2 protein-coding genes and 1 pseudogene are annotated in these 3,281 nt (G+C 56.7%); all 3 read right to left on the bottom strand.

The window, feature by feature from the left end; genetic code table 11:
- A partial coding sequence (locus ACJROR_RS03265; RefSeq protein ID WP_406545840.1) for a hypothetical protein occupies positions 1-1,068 on the bottom strand: 1,068 nt, incomplete at its 3' end.
- Between the two features lie 183 nt (positions 1,069-1,251).
- On the bottom strand, positions 1,252-2,715 hold the full coding sequence (gene tssC, locus ACJROR_RS03270; protein ID WP_406545841.1) for a type VI secretion system contractile sheath large subunit: 1,464 nt from the start codon (positions 2,713-2,715) through the stop codon (positions 1,252-1,254).
- 142 nt (positions 2,716-2,857) lie between these two features.
- Positions 2,858-3,281, bottom strand: a pseudogene (locus ACJROR_RS03275) (type VI secretion system ATPase TssH); the annotation flags it as partial.

Here is a 3,281-nt window from a genome sequence, read left to right on the forward strand (position 1 = left end):
CTTGGGCTGGCTTTCTTTAAGAGCCCGGTCAAGCCGGCTGCTGATATCCTGCGGGCTCATGATGCGGCCGGTGTTTTCGCTTATCCAAAACCATCCTGTTACGGCCTTGCCGTTTACCAGAACCTCCCGGAATTCCTGCCGGGCATCGGGAATGTTCCTGGTGTCCTTGGTGAAGGCGGCGGGATCCGGAAGCTTGATTTCAGCGTCTTCGGGAGAACCTGATTCATAGAGCTTTTTGATTTCCCCGAAGTATTTAAGAGATTCCTTTCTGGTAAAGGAGGGGCCGTTATCCGCGGTATTGTAGGTAAAGCCCCGGGGGCCCTTCGGCATGGGAGCTGTTTTCAGAATGCGGCCGCCGGCGGAGGACTTTTCATCGGGGGCGGGACGATAGACTATCAGAGCTGATCCTTCGGTTTCCTTGGCCTTGTTAACCTGGGCTGCCGCGGACTGGTTCACCTGAGGACAGCTGCCGTTCTGGAAATCAAAGAGAGTTTTGCCGGAGCCGGCCATCCCGATAATAATGTCCCCGGCTCTGAGTCCGGCCCGGGCTCCCGGTTCTTCCAAAGAAACGCTGACAATGACGGGGAAGCAGGCGGCCGGCTCGTTATTTCCGGCCATAAGCTCCTCCAGCGGGACAGGTCTCAGGGGCATTTTGTCCGTGTCCGCCGAACCGATATCAACACCCCGTCCGTTCTTGTACTGGGTTTTTCCGGCAAATACCCGGGCGGATCCGGTATGGCGGCCCCGGGCATCCTTGTAGGTAAGCTCGGCCCCTAAAAATGCAGCGGAGCCTATGGCCTTGCCGTTTTTGTCCTTAAATACCCATTCGTTCCCCAGCTTTCTTACGGAACCGGCATGCTGTCCCTGAGCATCCCGGTAAACAGTTTCATCCCCCAGCTGCCGGGCCGTGCCTGCCAGCTTGCCGTTAACCTTGTACTGGATCTCATTTCCGAGCTCCCGGGCCTCATACTTAAGGCTGCCGTCCCGGATATTGAGTGTCCAGGCCGGGCAGGATGCGGCGGACAAGGCGGCAATTCCGGCCACTAAAGCAAGAAGAAGGTGCTTCATGATAATTTCTCCCGTGGTTTCAGTTTTTTGTCGTTGCGGAATTTGAAGAGAAGGAGAGAACCCGCCTTTGTAAGCTGGAAGGCAAGGTTTCGGTTTTCCGGCTGAGATTATAGCCCATTCCCCCCGCAGCAAAAAAGGAAATCCCCGTCTTCAGCGGTTAAGCCGGCTTAGCAGGACTCAGGATCAGGAAGTCACGCTGGGCACCCGGGTGCTCAGGCACAGGGTGGTGGTCAGTCCCTCCAGCTGGTAATGGGGGCGCAGGTAGAACTTCACATCATAGTAGCCGATGCGATCCTCTCTTTCCTCAATAACCACCCGGGCCTCGGCCAGAGGGTAGCGGGCTTTGACATCCTCGTCGGCATTGGGATCCGAAGTCACATATTCGCTGCTCCAATCCGAGAGCCATTTGCTCATCTCCTCCCGGGACCTGAAAGATCCCAGCTTGTCCCGCACGATGCATTTAATGTAATGAGCAAAACGGCTCACCGCAAAGATATAGGGCAGCCGCGCCGAGAGCTGGGCATTGGCGGTGGCGGCGGGATTGTCGTAAGACCTGGGCTTGTTGACCGTCTGTCCGCCGGGGAATACTGCATAGCTGGTGTTTTTGCAGTAGCACAATGGCAGAAAGCCGTTACTGGAGATCTCCTCTTCCCGGTGCTCCGGAATGGCGATTTCCAGAGGGATTATCATATCTGTCCGGAGCTGTCCCGGCTTGCCCGGGAATGCCGGCAGCATATCCACGATGCCGCCGGATCTCACGCCGCGAATCCGGGCGCACCAGCCATATCTGTCAAAGGCCCGGTTGATGTTGATGCCCATGGCATAGGCGGCGTTGATCCATACGCGGGTATCGTTTCCGGGCTCTTCCTTTTCTTCGTAAAAATTCAGCCCCGGCACCTGACAGGAATCCGGGCCGTAGGGCACCCGGGCCAGAATGCGAGGCAGGGTCAGGGCCGTATAACGGCTGTCCTCGGAATCTCTGAAGCTTTGCCAGATGGCATACTCCGGGGTGCTGAAAATGCTGGTTATATCCCGGGGATTGGCCAGCTGTTTCCAGGTATCCAGATTCATAATGGAGGGATCGGCGGCGCTGATAAATGGGCTGTGCGTGGCGGCGGCAATCTGAGCCATGCCCTTCAAAAGCTCCATATCCGGAGCCAGATGATTAAAGTAGTAGTCTCCGATGATCACGCCCAGAGGTTCGCCTCCCGCCGTGCCGTATTCATCCTCGTAAAGTCTCCGGAAGATGGGGCTTTGATCCCAGGAAGTGCCCCGGTATTTTCTGATGGTGCGGGAGAGCTGCTTTTTGGAGATGTTGAAGACCCGGATCTTAATGCTGTCAGCCGGGGGAGTGCGCATCACCAGATAATGAAGTCCCCGCCAGGCGCTTTCCAGAACGGTAAAGTCGTGGTGGTGGATAATGGCGTTAAGAACCGTATTGATTCTCTCATCGATTTCGGCAATGACAGCCTCTGCGGCGTAAAACGGGCGTTCCCGCAGGGCTTCCGGCAGATCCGCCGCCATGTCTGACAGGTGCATGACAGCCTTTTTCAAATCTGCCGGAATCTCTCTGAACCAGGAGCCGGGAGAGCCGGTGTCATGATTTGCGGTATTTGGGACGGTAATGCTTGCGGTGGTCGGTTCCACAGGAAATCCTTTAAATAGTCTGCTGCCTGAGAGGGCGTCTCATCCGGCAGACCCGCCGGAAAACCGGCCGGGAGAGCATCTCCGGCCGGCGAGGACGCATTTAAAGGCCGGAACCCTTCAGGCGGAGGTTCCGGTCAGGGCTTTAGGACGGTTCCCTCTCCGTAAACTCAAAGACAAATTTGCCGTCGCTGGCATCTGCGGTTATCTTTGCCAGTTCCTTTCCGGCCATGGCGAATTCCAGGAATTTCGCGCTGACATCCGGCAGAAGGTCGTTATTGATAACGGCATCGATAAGACGGGCGCCTGAGGCCACGTTGTCGCAGCGGCGGATAATTTCATCCCGGAGCCCCTGCTGGCAGATAAACTCCGCGCGGTACTTCTCCCGCACCCGCTTCACTACCTTGTTAAGCTTGAGATCGATAATGCGGTTAATGGCCTTGGTTCCCAAAGGATAGTAGGGCACCACGGTAATGCGGCCCAGGAGGGCGGCGGGGAAGGCTCGCATAAGCTCAGGTCTTATAGCTTCGGCCAGAGTTTCGGGAGAAGGGAGGGCTCCTTCGTCAGGA

Source organism: Succinimonas sp. (genome assembly GCF_045225735.1).
In the GTDB taxonomy this organism is placed as follows: domain Bacteria; phylum Pseudomonadota; class Gammaproteobacteria; order Enterobacterales; family Succinivibrionaceae; genus Succinimonas.